We start from the raw sequence: 13,758 nt of genomic DNA, 5'->3' as shown, positions 1-13,758 counted from the left end.
GTCCCGGGGCGCGCGACAGCGGGAACCCGGGACCCATAACCACAGGGAGTAGTTTGGCGAAGGCTCGGAGTTGGCAGCTCGTGCTGAAACTTCTTCCTGGGGTTATGGATCCCCGCGTTCGCGGGGATGACACCGAGAGTGCGGCGCCACCTTGGACAAACTCACGCCGCGCGCTTCGGCTTCTTCACCACGGCCGGCGCCGGCGCGCAGGACAGGCGCTGCTGATGGCTCTCGCCCCAGGCCTTCAGGATATCGATCACGGGCTTGAGGCTCTCGCCGAGGTCGGAGAGGCAATATTCGACGCGCGGTGGCACCTCGGCATAGACCTTGCGGATGACGAGCTTGTCCTCCTCCAGCGCACGCAGCTGCTTTGTCAGCATGCGCTGGGTGATGCCGGGCATCCGGCGGCGCAATTCGCCGAAGCGCTGGGTGCCGCTCTGCAGATGGTAGAGGATCACGCCCTTCCACTTGCCGTCGATCAGATCCAGCGTCGCTTCGACCGAGCAGCCCGGGCGCCGGGCAAAATTGCGCCGTTTCATGCGTGTTTTCCCAATAGTATCCAAACAGGGACTATATCCCCGAATTTACAGTACTTGCCAAATTGGAGCTAGCGGGACAGTTAGCAGGCCAGGCGCGCCCATGCCAAGCTGCGCGCATCTGATGGAGACAAGCCATGAAAGCCGTCGGCTACAAGAAATCGCTTCCGATCGAGGATCAGGATGCGCTGATCGATTTCGAAACCGCAAAGCCCGAGCCCGGAGGGCGCGACATCCGCGTCGCCGTGAAGGCGATCTCGGCCAATCCGGTCGATTACAAGGTGCGCAAGCGCGCAGCGCCGCCCGAGGGCGAGACCAAGATCCTGGGTTATGACGCGGCCGGCGTGGTCGATGCCGTCGGGCCCGAGGTCACGCTGTTCAAGCCGGGCGACGAGGTGTTCTACGCAGGCTCGATCCTGCGCCAGGGGACCAATTCCGAATTCCATCTGGTCGACGAGCGCATCGTCGGCAACAAGCCGAAGAGCCTCTCGTTCGCGCAAGCCGCTGCCCTTCCCCTCACCTCCATCACCGCCTGGGAATTGCTGTTCGATCGGCTCGGCGCGGTGCCCGGCAAGAGCGTCGATCCGCGTACGCTATTGATCACGGGCGGCGCCGGCGGCGTCGGCTCGATACTGATCCAGCTCGCCCGCCGCCTCACCGGATTGACGGTGGTTGCGACCGCGACGCGGCCGGACTCGCAGAAATGGTGCCTCGATCTCGGCGCGCATGCGGTGATCGACCACGGAAAACCGATGAAGGAGCAGATCGAGAAGCTCAAGCTGCCGCCGGTCGCGCTGGTGGCGAGCCTCACCTTCACCGATCAGCACTACAAGGCGATCGCCGAGTTCATGGCGCCGCAGGGCCGGTTCGGCCTGATCGACGATCCCCCGGAATTCACCATGGGCACGTTCAAGGGCAAGGCGATCTCGGTGCACTGGGAATCGATGTTCACGCGCTCCTCGTTCCAGACATCAGACATGATCGCGCAGCATCATCTGCTGAACGACGTCGCCGACCTCATCGACAAGGGCGTGCTGCGTACCACGCTCGACCAGACTTTCGGCACGATCAACGCTGCCAACCTCAAGCGCGCGCATGCGCTGCTCGAGAGCGGCAAGTCGCGCGGCAAGATCGTGCTGGAGGGGTGGTAGGCGAAGGCCTCGTAGGGTGGGTTAGCGCAGCGTAACCCACCTCTTCTGCGTCCGCGGATAGTACCAGTGGTGGGTTAGCCGAGCAGATGCGCTTCGCGCATCTGCTCGGCTAACCCACCCTACCGCCTCACCTAGGCGATGGTATTGACGATGCCGCCCTCGGCCCGCAGCGCCGCACCGTTGGTCGCGGACGCTTGCTTCGACGCAACATAGACCACCATGTTGGCGATCTCGTCGACACTGGCGAAGCGTTGCAACAGCGAGCTCGGGCGATGCTGCTTGACGAAATTGGCGGCGGCCTCGTCCACGGACTGACCGTTCTGCTTCGCGAGATCTTTCACAAAAGTCTCGACGCCCTCCGACATGGTCGGGCCCGGCAGCACGGAATTGACGGTGACGCCGGTGCCGCGGGTAAGCTGCGCAAGACCGCGCGCGACCGAGAGCTGGGCCGTCTTGCTTATGCCGTAGTGGATCATCTCGACGGGAATGTTGAGCCCGGACTCCGATGAGATGAAGACGATGCGGCCCCAGTTGCGCTTGAGCATGCCCTTCAGATAAGCGCGCGACAGCCGCACGCCGCTCATGACGTTGACTTCGAAGAAGCGGCTCCAGTCCTCGTCCGGAATCTCGAAGAAATCCTTGGGCTCGAAGATGCCGGCGTTGTTGATGAGGATGTCGACCTCTGGCAGCGCCGCAACGAGCGCCTTGCAGCCCGCCGCGGTCGAGACGTCGGCAGCGATACCGCGCACCTTCGCGCCCGTCCCTTCCAGCTTGCGCACGGCGGCATCGACCTTGTCCTGGCTGCGCCCGTTGATCACGACACTCGCGCCGGAGGCCGCGAGGCCTTTGGCGATGGCGTGGCCGATGCCGGCCGTCGAGCCGGTTACGAGGGCGGTCTTTCCGGAAAGGTCGATGTTCATGTCTCATCTCCATCAATGTCGGTGGAGATATCGGGCGCTCGACATGAGACCGCAATTGGCGCTCACTCAGGCGTGAGGAAGGCATGGACTCGTCGTCACGGCGAAAGCCGGGACGATACCGCAAGCACCGATAAGGTACGGCGCCGGCCAAAAAAAAGCGGCGCCCGAAGGCGCCGCTCTCGAATTCAATGCCGATCGGCTTACGCCGCCTCGGCTTCCTTCTCCTGCACCGGACCGGAATCCTGGCCCTTGGCATCGACGTCGCGATCGACGAACTCTATCACGGCCATCGCGGCATTGTCGCCGTAGCGGAAGCCGGCCTTGATGATGCGGGTGTAGCCGCCCTGACGGTCCTTGTAGCGAGGCGCCAGCACGTCGAACAGCTTCTTGACCTGGTCCTTGTCGCGCATCTCGGAGATGGCCTGGCGGCGCATGGCCAGCCCACCCTTCTTGCCGAGGGTGACGAGCTTCTCGACGATCGGACGCAATTCCTTCGCCTTCGGCAGCGTGGTGACGATCTGCTCGTGCTTGATCAGCGCGGCGCACATATTGGCGAACATCGCGCGGCGATGCTCGGCAGTGCGATTGAGCTTCCGATGAACCTTGCCGTGACGCATGTGACTATTCCTTACGTAAAAACTGCCGCGACGGTTCGTCGGACATGTTGCTCAGGTGGGCTGCCTGCGTTCGCCCGCTAAAGCGCGATGAACTCGCGCTTTAGCCTGTCGTAGCTCGGATCAGTAGTGATCCTCGAAGCGCTTGGCGAGCTCGTCGATGTTCTCCGGCGGCCAGCCCGGCACTTCCATGCCGAGATGCAGACCCATCTGGGCCAGCACTTCCTTGATCTCGTTCAGCGACTTGCGGCCGAAGTTCGGAGTGCGGAGCATTTCCGCCTCGCTCTTCTGCACGAGGTCGCCGATGTAGACGATGTTGTCGTTCTTCAAGCAGTTGGCCGAACGCACCGACAGCTCGAGCTCGTCCACCTTCTTGAGGAAGGCCGGGTTGAAGGCGAGGTCCGGGATGATCTCCTGGGCAACTTCCTTGCGCGGCTCTTCGAAGTTGACGAACACGTTGAGCTGATCCTGCAGGATGCGCGCGGCGTAAGCCACGGAGTCATCCGGCGAGATCGCGCCGTTGGTCTCGATCGTCATGGTCAGCTTGTCGTAGTCGAGGATCTGGCCCTCGCGGGTGTTCTCGACCTTGTAGGAGACCTTGCGGACCGGCGAGTACAGGCTGTCGACAGGGATCAGGCCGATCGGCGCGTCCTCGGGGCGGTTGCGCTCGGCGGGCACGTAGCCCTTGCCGGTGGCGACCGTGAACTCCATGCGGATCTCCGCGCCCTCGTCGAGGGTGCAGATCTGCAGATCGGGGTTCAGCACCACGACGTCGCCGACGGTCTGGATGTCGCCGGCGGTGACGACGCCCGGGCCCTGCTTCTTCACGACCATGCGCTTGGGGCCTTCGCCCTGCATCTTGATCGAGATGTCCTTGATGTTGAGCACGATGTCGGTGACGTCCTCACGAACGCCAGCGATCGAGGAGAACTCGTGCAGCACGCCGTCGATGTGCACCGACTGCACTGCCGCGCCCTGGAGCGAGGAGAGCAGGATGCGGCGCAGCGCGTTGCCGAGCGTCTGGCCGAAGCCGCGCTCGAGCGGCTCGGCGACGATGGTCGCGAAACGGTTCGAATCGCTGCCGGGCGTGACCTGGAGCTTGTTCGGTCGAATCAGTTCTTGCCAATTTTTCTGGATCGTCACTGTTTCACCCATACAGGCCAGTCAATTTGAAAGCTCAAATACTGGCGTTGGAGAAAGGCCGCGGATCATTCCCGCGGCTTCTTAGAAAAGTCATTGCGGGCGCCAATGCGCCCGCAACTCGAAATCAAACGCGCCGACGCTTGCGGGGACGGCAACCGTTGTGCGGGATCGTGGTCACGTCACGGATCGAGGTGACGGTGAAGCCCGCGGCCTGAAGCGCGCGGAGCGCCGACTCGCGGCCCGAACCGGGACCTGCGACTTCGACTTCCAGCGTGCGCATGCCGTGCTCCTGCGCCTTCTTGGACACGTCCTCGGCGGCAACCTGCGCGGCGTACGGGGTCGACTTGCGCGAGCCCTTGAAGCCCATCGTGCCGGCGGAAGACCAGGCAATCGTGTTGCCCTGCGCGTCGGTGATGGTGATGGTCGTGTTGTTGAACGACGAGTTCACGTGCGCGACGCCGGAGGCGATGTTCTTGCGCTCACGACGACGAACGCGGGTGGCTTCCTTGCCCATAGAGTACCTTTCCTGAAGATCTCAAACGCCGCCGTAATGCCAGCGGCTACACCTGTGGAACGAAAGGCGCGTGGCGAACGGGTCATCCCTGTTCGCCACACGCCGCGATTGGATTCGAAAACTTACTTCTTCTTGCCGGCGATGGCCTTGGCCGGACCCTTGCGCGTGCGCGCATTGGTGTGGGTGCGCTGGCCGCGTACCGGCAGGCCGCGACGATGACGCAGGCCGCGATAGCAGCCGAGGTCCATCAGACGCTTGATGTTGATGCCGACCTCACGACGCAGGTCGCCCTCGACGAGATAGTCGCGGTCGATCACTTCGCGGATCTGGAGCACTTCGGCGTCGCTCAGCTGATTGACGCGACGATCCACGGGGATCTTCACCTTCTCCAGGATCTCACCGGCGATCTTCTGACCGATGCCATGGATATACTGGAGCGCGATCAGCACGCGCTTGTTGGTCGGGATGTTCACGCCGGCAATACGGGCCACGGCCTTCTCTCCTGTTGCCGATCCCTCGTCAGGAACCGGTCTTTAAGTGCTTGGTTTCTCGGGCAGGTGTTCACAAACGCGAACACGACGCCCACCCCTGGTCTTCCTGGGGCCCGGCATCGTTTGAAACTATCCGACTTGGATGCGGGGCTTATTAGGGGATTCCAGGGGCTTTCGTCAACCGCTGCTAGCGCTTAGCTCGCTTTTTCGTGACCTTTTTTGCGGCCTTTTTGGCACCCTTTTTGACAGCCTTCTTGGCGGTCTTTTGGGCTGCCTTTTTCGCCGCTTTCTTGCCGGCTTTCTTGGCCGTCTTCTTGGGGCCCCTCACCGCCGTCTTGGCGGCCTTTTTGGCCGATTTGGCGGGTTTTTTGGTCGTTTTGGAGGGCTGTTTGGCTGTTTTCCTGGCTTTCTTGCTCGCCTTCTTGCTGGCCTTGGCCTTCTTGGCCGGGCCCGCCTTGGCTGCGCTTTTGGCGTGGGTCTTGGGCTCGACTGCCCCTAACGCCAGGAGCTGGCGATGAATGGCGCGGGTGACCTCGTCGATGGCCATCATACCGTCGATGGTCGAGAGCTTGCGCCGCTCGGAATAGTAGTGAATCAGCGGTTCCGTCTGGTTGCGGTAGCTGGCTAAGCGCTTGGTCAGGACCTCCGGCGTGTCGTCGAGTCGGACCTCCTCCCCGCGCTCACGCATCTGGGCGACGCGGGTCTCGACACGGTTCAGCAGCGCGCTCTCGTTGACGCGGAGCTCGATCACGGCGTCGAGCTTGAGGTGCTTGTGCTTGAGCAGCTCGTCCAGCGCCTCGGCCTGCGGCACGGTGCGCGGGAAACCGTCGAGGATGAAACCGTTCTTGGCGTCCGGCTGGTCGATCCGATCGGAGATGATTCCGACCACGACCTCGTCGGGTACGAGACCACCGCTGGCCATGATCTCCTTGGCCTTCAGCCCGACCGGCGTACCGGCCGCAACCGCGGCACGCAGCATCTCGCCGGTCGAGAGCTGGACGATGCCATAGCGTTGCACCAGCAACTGCGCCTGGGTCCCCTTGCCCGACCCCGGCGGTCCCAGAAGTATAATTCTCATCGGCGTACGCCCCCCGGATTGGTGAGCGATACGTCGCGCACCTGTGTTTTGATATCAAGAGCGGTGCAAACCACAACCAGCGCCCCACCGCCATTGATCATCATACTATAAGGCAGCCCGATCCCGTAAAGCTCGAAGACCTCCGGAATCAACTGCAACACAGTCAGGTAGACGGCTCCGACGACTGTCGTCAATGACACGACGCGGTCGAGATAGTCGGCGGTCGCCTCGCCCGGCGCGACACCGGGAATCGTGCCGTCGCGCGCGGCCAGGGATTTGGCCGCGTGCTCGGGATCGACGACGTAGGCCGTGTAGATGAAGGCCAGCACAAAGATCGCAACCGATCCAAGCACCAGATGGGCCAGCATGCCAAAACCAAGGTGCCGGTAGGCGGCGGCGACCCACGGCGTATCGGCACCAAAGACGTAGGCCAAACCGGCCACCGGCAGAAACAGGATCCAGGGCGCCACCGTGGCCGGCACCAGAAAACCTGCGCTGTTGATCTTGATCGGGAGAATCGCTGCTCGCGCGGGCAGCAGGCGATCTCCGAGTCTGCGCTCGGCGAACTCGACGCCGACATTGCGTCGCGCACCCTCGACGAAGACGATCAGGGCGATGACCCCGATCCAGACGATCGCGTGGACCAGCACGACACTGCCGGATACCTGGCCGTCCTGCAGAAGGCGTGCGATGCCGGCGATGTCGACCGGGACATGAACGAGAATATTGACGCTGAGCAGCAGCGCCAGGCCATTGCCGATGCCGTGGCGGGTGATCTGTTCGCTGAGCCAGACCAGGACGAACACGCCACCCACGATCGAGGCCGTGGCCGCGAGCACGGGCCATTCGTCGGGATCGGGGACCAGCGCCGGAATTGTCCGAATGGTCGAGGCGTAGCCGTAGGCCTGGAAGGTGGTGAAGACCAGAGTCACGATCAGCGTGTAGCCGGAGATCCTGCGCCGGCCGCGCTCGCCCGATCTCTCGAGCGAACTCAAGCGCCGCGATACCAGCGAAACAAGCCGGACGACGATCGCGGCCGTCAGATAGGGAAGGATACCGAGCGCGAAGATCGAAAAGCGAACCACATGTTCGCCTGAGAACGACGGGCCCGGCGCCCCCATCCCGACGAACGGGACCTGGGTGCCGAGCCTGAAGAGGAGCAGCGCGCCAATCGTGAAAGCGATCCGGCGCGCGAGCTCCCTTCTCATCTACGGCGGCCGCGCAGCTTCGACTTGCGGATCAGGCCTTCGTACTGATGCGCCAGCAGATAACCCTGCACCTGTGCCACCGTGTCCATGGTGACGCTGACCACGATCAGCAGCGAGGTGCCGCCGAAGTAGAACGGCACCGAGGCGTAGGAGATCAGGATCTCCGGGATCAAGCAGACGATCGCCAGATAGACCGCGCCGAGCACGGTGATGCGCGAGAGCACGTAGTCGATATATTCCGCGGTACGCTCGCCGGGACGGATGCCCGGAATGAAGCCGCCGTGCTTCTTCAGATTGTCCGCGGTCTCGGTCGGGTTGAACACGATCGCGGTGTAGAAGAAGGCGAAGAACACGATCAGCGCCAGATACATGATCAGGAACAGCGGACGGCCATGGCCGAGCTGGGTCGTGATCCACTGGAACCATTCCGGCCCGCTGCCCGCGTTGAAGTTCGCTACCGTGGTCGGCAGCAGCAGCAGCGAGGACGCGAAGATCGGCGGGATCACGCCGGAGGTGTTGAGCTTGAGCGGCAGATGCGAGGACTGGCCCTCGAACATCTTGTTGCCGACCTGGCGCTTCGGATACTGGATCAGGAGGCGGCGCTGCGCGCGCTCCATGAACACGATAAAGGCGATCACGGCGACCGCCATGATGATGACGACCAGGATCAGGCCGGTCGACATCGCGCCCTGACGGCCGAGCTCGAGCATGTTGGCGAGCGCGGCGGGCAGTTCGGCGACGATGCCGGCGAGAATGATCAGCGAGATGCCGTTGCCGATGCCGCGCGAGGTGATCTGCTCGCCCAGCCACATCAGGAACATGGTGCCGCCGGTCAGCGTGATCGCGGTGGACAGGCGGAAGAACAGGCCGGGGTCGCTGACGACGTTGCCGGCGCCCTCGAGGCCCACCGCGATGCCGTAGGACTGGAACGCGGCCAGGATCACCGTGAGATAGCGGGTGTACTGGTTCAGCAGCTTGCGGCCGGACTCGCCTTCCTTCTTCAGCGCCTCGAGTTGCGGCGAGACGGTGGTGAGGAGCTGGATGATGATCGAGGCCGAGATATACGGCATGATGTTCAAGGCGAAGATCGCCATGCGGTGGATGCCGCCGCCGGCGAACATGTTGAACATGCCGAGGATGCCGCCCGCCTGGGAGCGGAACACCTGCTCCCAGATATTGGGATCGATGCCGGGGAGCGGGATGTAGGTCCCGAGCCGATAAACGAGCAGCGCACCCAGGGTGAACCAGATGCGCTTCTTCAGTTCGTCAGCCTTGGCAAACGCACCGAAATTGAGATTGGCTGCCAGTTGTTCCGCTGCAGAGGCCATCTTGGACTTTCTCCCGCCGCCTATTGCGCCGTCATGCCCGCGGCCGGGCTACATTATACCGGACACCGGACATTATCTGGGGCTCGGCTTCGATAAGTCCACGTCCCGCACGCGTAAAGGCCCGCGAGCCGCGGGCCAATGACGCAGTTGTTACGCCGCCTCGCCTTCTTCCTTGGCAGGGGCGAGGATCTTCACCGAGCCGCCGGCCTTCTCGACCGCGGCGATCGCGGTCTTGGTGGCGCCGTGGACTTCGATGTTGAGCTTGGACTTGAGCTCGCCGCGGCCGAGCAGCCGCAGGCCACCCTTGGGCCGGCGCAGCACGCCGCCCTTCACCAAGGCCTCGACGTTCACGACGCTGCCGGCGTCGATCTTCTTGGCATCGACCGCTTCCTGGAGCCGGTCGAGATTGATCTCGGCGAACTCGACACGGAAGATGTTGTTGAAGCCGCGCTTGGGCAGACGGCGATGCATCGGCATCTGGCCGCCTTCGAAACCCTTGATGCGCACGCCCGAACGCGCGGTCTGACCCTTGCCGCCGCGGCCGGACTGCTTGCCCTTGCCCGAACCGATGCCACGGCCGACGCGCATGCGCTTCTTGCGCGAGCCGGCGTTGTCGGCGATATCGCTGAGCTTCATCGCCCTTCTCCTTATTTACTTCTCGTCGACGATGCGGACGAGATGGTGAACCTTCTCGATCATGCCACGGACTGCCGGGGTGTCCTGCAGTTCGCTGGTGCGACCGATCTTGTTGAGCTTGAGCCCGATCAGCGTCGAGCGCTGCGAGTGATGGCGCCGGATCGCGCTGCCGGTCTGCTCGAGCTTGATCGTCTTGCTGGCCTTGGCCATGGGAGTCTACTCCAGAGCTTCCGTTAGTCGGCAGCCGCCTCGGCATCACCACCGATACGGCGGGACTGCAGAGTGGACACCTTGATGTTGCGGCGGGCTGCGACCGAACGCGGCGAATCCTGATGCTTCAGCGCGTCGAAGGTCGCGCGAACCATGTTGTAGGGGTTCGACGAGCCGATCGACTTGGCGACCACGTCCTGGACGCCGAGCGTCTCGAACACGGCGCGCATCGGGCCGCCGGCGATGATGCCGGTACCGGCGGGAGCTGCACGCAGGTAGACACGGCCCGCGCCATGACGGCCGGCGATGTCGTGATGGAGCGTGCGGCCCTCACGCAGCGAGACGCGGGTCAGGTTGCGCTTGGCGGACTCGGTGGCCTTGCGGATCGCCTCCGGCACTTCGCGCGCCTTGCCGTGACCGAAGCCGGCGCGGCCCTTCTGGTCGCCGATCACGACCAGCGCTGCGAAACCGAAGCGCTTGCCGCCCTTGACGACCTTGGCCACGCGGTTGATGTGGACGAGCTTGTCGACGAACTCGCTGTCGCGCTCCTCGCGCTCCCTGCGTTCACGTCCGCCGCCGCCGCGTTGATCGCGTCCACCACGTTGTTCGCGTTCTGCCATTTTTCCAATCCTTCAGAGGCTTGCGCCTCAATCCTCAAATTCTGTTAGAAGCTCAGCCCGCTCTCACGCGCTGCGTCGGCAAGAGCCTTGACGCGCCCGTGGTAGAGGTAGCTGCCGCGATCGAACACGACTTCCTTGACGCCCTTCTCGGCGGCGCGCTCGGCCAGCAGCTTGCCGACCGCCTTCGCCGCATCGATGTCGGCGCCGGTCTTGCCGCCGTCGCGCATCGACTTCTCGAGCGAAGAGGCAGAGGCCAGCGTCTCGCCCTTTAGGTCGTCGATGACCTGGGCGTAGATGTGCTTGGACGAGCGGAACACCGACAGACGCGGACGACCACCACCGGAGCGGCGCAGCTTCAGCCGCACACTCCGCTTGCGCCGGGCATTGGTAACCTTGGCTTTGGACATGACCGGCTCCGTTACTTCTTCTTGCCTTCCTTGCGGAAGATGAATTCGCCAACATACTTCACGCCCTTGCCCTTGTAGGGCTCCGGCGGGCGATAACCGCGGATCTCGGCCGCAACCTGGCCGACGCGCTGGATGTCGCTGCCCGTCACCGTGATCTCGGTCGGCTTCGGCACGGTGATCGTGATCCCCTCGGGGATCGTGTAGATCACGTCGTGGCTGTAGCCGAGCGCGAGCTGCAGGTTCTTGCCCTGCATCGCGGCGCGGTAACCGACGCCGGTGATCTCGAGCTTCTTCTCGAAGCCCTTGGTGACGCCTTCGACCAGATTCGCGACCTGGGCGCGAGCGGTACCGTAGAGCGCGCGGGCGCGATTGGTCTCGAGCCGCGGCTTGACCATGATCTGGCCGCTCTCGAGCTTCACCTCGACGTCGTCATGAACGACGAACTGAAGCTGGCCCTTCGGCCCCTTCATCTTGACGGTCTGCCCATCGACGGTCGCGGTCACACCCGACGGAACCGCCACAGGCCTTTTGCCAACACGTGACATGGATCAAAAATCCTTCTCAGAACACCGTGAAGAGGACTTCACCGCCCACATTCGCGTCGCGCGCGCTGTGGTCGGCCATGATCCCCTTCGGCGTCGACAACACCGAAATGCCGAGCCCGTTGTTGACCCGCGGCAGGTTCTTCACCGAGGCGTAGACGCGGCGCCCGGGCTTGGAAACACGTTCGATCTCGCGGATGACGGGCTCGCCGTCGAAATACTTCAGCTCGATCTCGATCTCGCTGCGGCCCGAGGAGTGCTCGAGCGTGGCGTAACCGCGGATGTAGCCCTCGGACTTGAGGACCTCGAGCACGTTCTCGCGCATCTTCGAGCCAGGCGTGGAGACCTTGGTCTTGGAGCGCATCTGCGCGTTGCGGATACGGGTGATCAGATCGCTGATTGGATCGTGCGTAGACATCTAAACGACCCTCCTTACCAGCTGGACTTCACGAGGCCCGGGACCATGCCCTTGGAGCCAAGTTCGCGCAGCGCGATACGGGACAGCTTGTTCTTGCGGTAGTTCGAGCGCGGGCGGCCCGACAGCTCGCAACGCAGGCGGATGCGGGTTGCCGACGAGTTGCGCGGCATTTCCGCCAGCTTCAACGTCGCAGCGAAACGCTCCTCCATCGGCAGCTTCTTGTCGGCGATGATCGCCTTCAACCGCTCGCGCTTGGCGGCGGCGTTCTTCACCATCCGCTTGCGCCGGTTGTTCTTCTCGACTGAACTCTTCTTTGCCATGCTTGGCTCCTGGGTATCCGCGTTTGAGAGGCTTTAGGTCAGCGTCTCACTGCCGGAACGGGAAATTGAAAGCGGTCAACAAGGCCCTCGCCTCTTCGTCGGTCTTGGCCGTGGTGCAGACGGTGATGTCCATGCCGCGGGCTTCCGTGACCTTGTCGAAGTCGATCTCGGGGAAAATGATGTGCTCCTTGATGCCGAGCGAGTAGTTGCCGCGGCCGTCGAAGCTCTTCGGGTTCAGGCCGCGGAAGTCGCGGACGCGCGGCAGCGCGACCGTCACCAGGCGATCGATGAACTCGTACATGTGGGCCTTGCGCAGCGTGACCTTGCAGCCGATCGGCTGGTTCTCACGCAGCTTGAAGGTCGCGATCGCGATACGCGAATAGGTCACGATCGCCTTCTGGCCGGCGATCTGGGTCAGCTCGGCAGCGGCGGTCTCGGCCTTCTTGCGATCGTTGACGGAATCGCCAACGCCCATGTTCAGCACGACCTTGTCCAGACGCGGAACCTGCATGACGTTCTCATAACCGAACTTCTCGGTCATGGCCGTGCGGATCTTCGCATCGTATTCCGCGCGCAGGCGCGGCGTGTAAGCGGCCTCAGCCATCGATCTCAGCTCCCGAGCTCTTGGCGATGCGGACCTTCTTGCCGTCCGCCAGAATCTTGAATCCGACGCGGGTCGGCTTTCCGTCCTTGCCGACATACGCGATGTTGGACAGTTGGATCGGCGACTCCTTCGAGATGATGCCGCCCTCCTGGGCCTGCGTCTGCTTCTGATGACGCTTGACCATGTTGATGCCGCGCACGAGCGCCGTGCCGGCGTCGGGACGCACTTCGAACACTTCGCCGGTGCGGCCCTTGTCGCGGCCGGTCAGCACGACGACCTTGTCGCCCTTGCGGATCTTGGCAGCCATCACAGCACCTCCGGCGCGAGCGAGATGATCTTCATGTGGTTCTTCGCGCGCAGCTCGCGCGGCACGGGCCCGAAGATACGGGTGCCGACCGGCTCGGACTGGTTGTTGATCAGAACGGCGGCGTTGCGGTCGAAGCGGATGACCGAACCGTCGGCGCGGCGGATGTCCTTGCGGACGCGCACCACGACGGCCTTCATCACGTCGCCCTTCTTCACCTTGCCACGCGGAATTGCTTCCTTGATCGAAACGACGATGATGTCGCCGATCGTGGCGTAGCGGCGCTTGGAGCCCCCGAGCACCTTGATACACATGACACGGCGTGCGCCAGAATTGTCGGCCACGTCGAGGTTGGTCTGCATCTGAATCATTGATGCACCTCGTCCTCTTCTCTTTGCGCCAGCCCAGCCGGCGCTCAACATTTCCCTGAGGTCAGTCGGCTAAAGCCAACAGATCAGGCGCTTTTCTTGTGTTCGCCCCGGATCACGACCCAGCGCTTCAACTTCGAAATCGGCTTCGATTCCTCGATCCACACCATGTCGCCCGGCTTGAACTCGTTGCTCTCGTCGTGCGCGTGGTAGTTCTTCGAACGGCGGATCGTCTTCTTGTAGATCGGGTGCGTGAAGCGGCGATCGACGCGCACCACAATGGTCTTGGCTTGCTTGTCGCTGACGACCACGCCCTGCAAAGTACGTTTCGGCATCTTCGTAAGCC

At 63.2% G+C, this 13,758-nt stretch carries 21 protein-coding genes; 1 reads left to right on the top strand and 20 read right to left on the bottom strand.

The window, feature by feature from the left end; genetic code table 11:
- Nucleotides 1–161 precede the first annotated feature (161 nt).
- Nucleotides 162–539: a winged helix-turn-helix transcriptional regulator gene (locus XI04_RS36045; protein WP_028140997.1), complete on the bottom strand. Its 378-nt coding sequence runs from the start codon at nucleotides 537–539 to the stop codon at nucleotides 162–164.
- Between the two features lie 134 nt (nucleotides 540–673).
- On the opposite strand from XI04_RS36045, the gene XI04_RS36040 reads away from it, so the two are divergent.
- Nucleotides 674–1,687, top strand: a complete 1,014-nt coding sequence (locus tag XI04_RS36040; RefSeq protein WP_028140998.1) for a zinc-binding alcohol dehydrogenase family protein — start codon at nucleotides 674–676, stop codon at nucleotides 1,685–1,687.
- A gap of 131 nt (nucleotides 1,688–1,818) precedes the next feature.
- Here the strand turns inward: XI04_RS36040 and XI04_RS36035 are convergent, their stop codons facing one another.
- The 19 genes from XI04_RS36035 to rpsQ all read right to left on the bottom strand — a co-directional run bounded on the left by XI04_RS36035 (nucleotide 1,819) and on the right by rpsQ (nucleotide 13,747).
- Nucleotides 1,819–2,607: an SDR family NAD(P)-dependent oxidoreductase gene (locus XI04_RS36035; RefSeq protein WP_271608880.1), complete on the bottom strand. Its 789-nt coding sequence runs from the start codon at nucleotides 2,605–2,607 to the stop codon at nucleotides 1,819–1,821.
- 200 nt (nucleotides 2,608–2,807) lie between these two features.
- Complete coding sequence (gene rplQ, locus XI04_RS36030) at nucleotides 2,808–3,224, bottom strand: 50S ribosomal protein L17 (protein ID WP_018322277.1); 417 nt, start codon at nucleotides 3,222–3,224, stop codon at nucleotides 2,808–2,810.
- 120 nt (nucleotides 3,225–3,344) lie between these two features.
- Entirely contained in the window at nucleotides 3,345–4,376 is a 1,032-nt protein-coding gene (locus tag XI04_RS36025; RefSeq protein ID WP_008136316.1) for a DNA-directed RNA polymerase subunit alpha, read from the bottom strand.
- 112 nt (nucleotides 4,377–4,488) lie between these two features.
- On the bottom strand, nucleotides 4,489–4,878 hold the full coding sequence (gene rpsK, locus XI04_RS36020; RefSeq protein ID WP_007603045.1) for a 30S ribosomal protein S11: 390 nt from the start codon (nucleotides 4,876–4,878) through the stop codon (nucleotides 4,489–4,491).
- Nucleotides 4,879–5,000: 122 nt separating this feature from the next.
- A complete protein-coding gene (rpsM, locus tag XI04_RS36015) occupies nucleotides 5,001–5,369 on the bottom strand; it encodes a 30S ribosomal protein S13 (RefSeq protein ID WP_008549231.1) in 369 nt (122 codons plus the stop codon).
- A 187-nt stretch (nucleotides 5,370–5,556) separates the two neighbouring features.
- Nucleotides 5,557–6,447 carry an adenylate kinase gene (locus tag XI04_RS36010; protein WP_028141000.1) on the bottom strand — a complete coding sequence of 297 codons (891 nt, stop codon included), beginning with the start codon at nucleotides 6,445–6,447 and terminating at the stop codon, nucleotides 5,557–5,559.
- Nucleotides 6,444–7,655: a preprotein translocase subunit SecY gene (locus XI04_RS36005; RefSeq protein WP_028141001.1), complete on the bottom strand. Its 1,212-nt coding sequence runs from the start codon at nucleotides 7,653–7,655 to the stop codon at nucleotides 6,444–6,446. Before XI04_RS36005 ends, XI04_RS36010 begins: the two co-directional genes overlap by 4 nt.
- Nucleotides 7,652–8,983 carry a preprotein translocase subunit SecY gene (gene secY / locus XI04_RS36000; protein WP_028141002.1) on the bottom strand — a complete coding sequence of 444 codons (1,332 nt, stop codon included), beginning with the start codon at nucleotides 8,981–8,983 and terminating at the stop codon, nucleotides 7,652–7,654. Before secY ends, XI04_RS36005 begins: the two co-directional genes overlap by 4 nt.
- Before the next feature lie 150 nt (nucleotides 8,984–9,133).
- Nucleotides 9,134–9,619 carry a 50S ribosomal protein L15 gene (rplO, locus tag XI04_RS35995; protein ID WP_028141003.1) on the bottom strand — a complete coding sequence of 162 codons (486 nt, stop codon included), beginning with the start codon at nucleotides 9,617–9,619 and terminating at the stop codon, nucleotides 9,134–9,136.
- A 15-nt stretch (nucleotides 9,620–9,634) separates the two neighbouring features.
- Nucleotides 9,635–9,829, bottom strand: a complete 195-nt coding sequence (gene rpmD, locus XI04_RS35990; protein ID WP_018322272.1) for a 50S ribosomal protein L30 — start codon at nucleotides 9,827–9,829, stop codon at nucleotides 9,635–9,637.
- Nucleotides 9,830–9,852: 23 nt separating this feature from the next.
- Entirely contained in the window at nucleotides 9,853–10,449 is a 597-nt protein-coding gene (gene rpsE, locus XI04_RS35985) for a 30S ribosomal protein S5 (protein ID WP_018322271.1), read from the bottom strand.
- Nucleotides 10,450–10,493: 44 nt separating this feature from the next.
- The gene (gene rplR / locus XI04_RS35980; RefSeq protein WP_007603036.1) at nucleotides 10,494–10,856 is read right to left on the bottom strand and encodes a 50S ribosomal protein L18; all 363 of its coding nucleotides are present in this window, start codon (nucleotides 10,854–10,856) and stop codon (nucleotides 10,494–10,496) included.
- 11 nt (nucleotides 10,857–10,867) lie between these two features.
- Complete coding sequence (gene rplF, locus XI04_RS35975; protein ID WP_028141004.1) at nucleotides 10,868–11,401, bottom strand: 50S ribosomal protein L6; 534 nt, start codon at nucleotides 11,399–11,401, stop codon at nucleotides 10,868–10,870.
- Between the two features lie 16 nt (nucleotides 11,402–11,417).
- Nucleotides 11,418–11,816 (bottom strand): 30S ribosomal protein S8, encoded by a 399-nt coding sequence (rpsH, locus tag XI04_RS35970; protein ID WP_018322269.1) that lies wholly within the window; start codon nucleotides 11,814–11,816, stop codon nucleotides 11,418–11,420.
- Nucleotides 11,817–11,830: 14 nt separating this feature from the next.
- The gene (rpsN, locus tag XI04_RS35965) at nucleotides 11,831–12,136 is read right to left on the bottom strand and encodes a 30S ribosomal protein S14 (RefSeq protein WP_018322268.1); all 306 of its coding nucleotides are present in this window, start codon (nucleotides 12,134–12,136) and stop codon (nucleotides 11,831–11,833) included.
- 46 nt (nucleotides 12,137–12,182) lie between these two features.
- Nucleotides 12,183–12,740: a 50S ribosomal protein L5 gene (rplE, locus tag XI04_RS35960; protein ID WP_018322267.1), complete on the bottom strand. Its 558-nt coding sequence runs from the start codon at nucleotides 12,738–12,740 to the stop codon at nucleotides 12,183–12,185.
- Nucleotides 12,733–13,047, bottom strand: a complete 315-nt coding sequence (gene rplX, locus XI04_RS35955) for a 50S ribosomal protein L24 (RefSeq protein ID WP_007603031.1) — start codon at nucleotides 13,045–13,047, stop codon at nucleotides 12,733–12,735. Before rplX ends, rplE begins: the two co-directional genes overlap by 8 nt.
- Nucleotides 13,047–13,415, bottom strand: coding sequence for a 50S ribosomal protein L14 (rplN, locus tag XI04_RS35950; RefSeq protein ID WP_007603030.1), 369 nt, complete (start codon nucleotides 13,413–13,415; stop codon nucleotides 13,047–13,049). The genes rplX and rplN overlap by 1 nt, the downstream gene beginning before the upstream one ends.
- A gap of 83 nt (nucleotides 13,416–13,498) precedes the next feature.
- Nucleotides 13,499–13,747, bottom strand: coding sequence for a 30S ribosomal protein S17 (rpsQ, locus tag XI04_RS35945; RefSeq protein ID WP_007603028.1), 249 nt, complete (start codon nucleotides 13,745–13,747; stop codon nucleotides 13,499–13,501).
- Nucleotides 13,748–13,758 lie beyond the last annotated feature (11 nt).

The organism is Bradyrhizobium sp. CCBAU 11430, assembly GCF_028128855.1.
In the GTDB taxonomy this organism is placed as follows: Bacteria; Pseudomonadota; Alphaproteobacteria; order Rhizobiales; family Xanthobacteraceae; genus Bradyrhizobium; species Bradyrhizobium ottawaense.
The sequence above is the reverse complement of the archived record's forward strand: the minus strand, read 5'-3'. Positions and strand labels throughout refer to the sequence as shown.

What these genes read in the sequence shown, in the direction of transcription:
- rplF (WP_028141004.1), bottom strand. Translation starts at nt 11,401, where the DNA reads ATGTCACGTGTTGGCAAAAGGCCTGTGGCGGTTCCGTCGGGTGTGACC.
- XI04_RS36035 (WP_271608880.1), bottom strand. Translation starts at nt 2,607, where the DNA reads ATGAACATCGACCTTTCCGGAAAGACCGCCCTCGTAACCGGCTCGACG.
- rpsE (WP_018322271.1), bottom strand. Translation starts at nt 10,449, where the DNA reads ATGGCAGAACGCGAACAACGTGGTGGACGCGATCAACGCGGCGGCGGC.
- rpmD (WP_018322272.1), bottom strand. Translation starts at nt 9,829, where the DNA reads ATGGCCAAGGCCAGCAAGACGATCAAGCTCGAGCAGACCGGCAGCGCG.
- rplX (WP_007603031.1), bottom strand. Translation starts at nt 13,047, where the DNA reads ATGGCTGCCAAGATCCGCAAGGGCGACAAGGTCGTCGTGCTGACCGGC.
- XI04_RS36005 (WP_028141001.1), bottom strand. Translation starts at nt 7,655, where the DNA reads ATGAGAAGGGAGCTCGCGCGCCGGATCGCTTTCACGATTGGCGCGCTG.
- rplR (WP_007603036.1), bottom strand. Translation starts at nt 10,856, where the DNA reads ATGTCCAAAGCCAAGGTTACCAATGCCCGGCGCAAGCGGAGTGTGCGG.
- rpsH (WP_018322269.1), bottom strand. Translation starts at nt 11,816, where the DNA reads ATGTCTACGCACGATCCAATCAGCGATCTGATCACCCGTATCCGCAAC.
- rplO (WP_028141003.1), bottom strand. Translation starts at nt 9,619, where the DNA reads ATGAAGCTCAGCGATATCGCCGACAACGCCGGCTCGCGCAAGAAGCGC.
- rplE (WP_018322267.1), bottom strand. Translation starts at nt 12,740, where the DNA reads ATGGCTGAGGCCGCTTACACGCCGCGCCTGCGCGCGGAATACGATGCG.
- XI04_RS36010 (WP_028141000.1), bottom strand. Translation starts at nt 6,447, where the DNA reads ATGAGAATTATACTTCTGGGACCGCCGGGGTCGGGCAAGGGGACCCAG.
- secY (WP_028141002.1), bottom strand. Translation starts at nt 8,983, where the DNA reads ATGGCCTCTGCAGCGGAACAACTGGCAGCCAATCTCAATTTCGGTGCG.
- XI04_RS36040 (WP_028140998.1), top strand. Translation starts at nt 674, where the DNA reads ATGAAAGCCGTCGGCTACAAGAAATCGCTTCCGATCGAGGATCAGGAT.
- rpsK (WP_007603045.1), bottom strand. Translation starts at nt 4,878, where the DNA reads ATGGGCAAGGAAGCCACCCGCGTTCGTCGTCGTGAGCGCAAGAACATC.
- XI04_RS36025 (WP_008136316.1), bottom strand. Translation starts at nt 4,376, where the DNA reads ATGGGTGAAACAGTGACGATCCAGAAAAATTGGCAAGAACTGATTCGA.
- rpsQ (WP_007603028.1), bottom strand. Translation starts at nt 13,747, where the DNA reads ATGCCGAAACGTACTTTGCAGGGCGTGGTCGTCAGCGACAAGCAAGCC.
- rplN (WP_007603030.1), bottom strand. Translation starts at nt 13,415, where the DNA reads ATGATTCAGATGCAGACCAACCTCGACGTGGCCGACAATTCTGGCGCA.
- XI04_RS36045 (WP_028140997.1), bottom strand. Translation starts at nt 539, where the DNA reads ATGAAACGGCGCAATTTTGCCCGGCGCCCGGGCTGCTCGGTCGAAGCG.
- rpsN (WP_018322268.1), bottom strand. Translation starts at nt 12,136, where the DNA reads ATGGCAAAGAAGAGTTCAGTCGAGAAGAACAACCGGCGCAAGCGGATG.
- rplQ (WP_018322277.1), bottom strand. Translation starts at nt 3,224, where the DNA reads ATGCGTCACGGCAAGGTTCATCGGAAGCTCAATCGCACTGCCGAGCAT.